Origin of the sequence: Paraburkholderia sp. SIMBA_027, from assembly GCF_046535315.1 — a bacterium.
GTDB classification, from domain to species: domain Bacteria; phylum Pseudomonadota; class Gammaproteobacteria; order Burkholderiales; family Burkholderiaceae; genus Paraburkholderia; species Paraburkholderia tropica.
Genome location: NZ_JAWRWY010001191.1, coordinates 1 through 251, shown reverse-complemented (window position 1 = coordinate 251; position 251 = coordinate 1). Strand labels below are relative to the sequence as shown.

At 37.1% G+C, this 251-nt stretch carries 1 protein-coding gene; it reads left to right on the top strand.

Going from position 1 to position 251, the window contains the following annotated elements; translation table 11 throughout:
• The first annotated feature begins 7 nt into the window (after nucleotides 1-7).
• Nucleotides 8-145, top strand: coding sequence for a flagellar protein FliS (locus SB764_RS42910; RefSeq protein ID WP_410867163.1), 138 nt, complete (start codon nucleotides 8-10; stop codon nucleotides 143-145).
• Nucleotides 146-251 lie beyond the last annotated feature (106 nt).

Below are 251 nucleotides of genomic sequence, written 5' to 3'. Positions count from 1 at the left end.
CCGTCGCCTGATCGAAGCAAATATTAAAAATGATATAGAAATTATTGATGAAGTCATTGGTTTAACTACAGAATTCCGTGACACATGGAAGCAAGTGATCCAAATTACACGTCAACAACAATATAGCAATACACAACAGGTTTAATGATTTCGCCTCTCATTGGTCGTCACTAATGAGAGGTTTTTTTGTATGTACTGTACGTTTTCTCCTTGACGTCACGTTTTAATTAAACTCCCGTCACAGAAAAGGC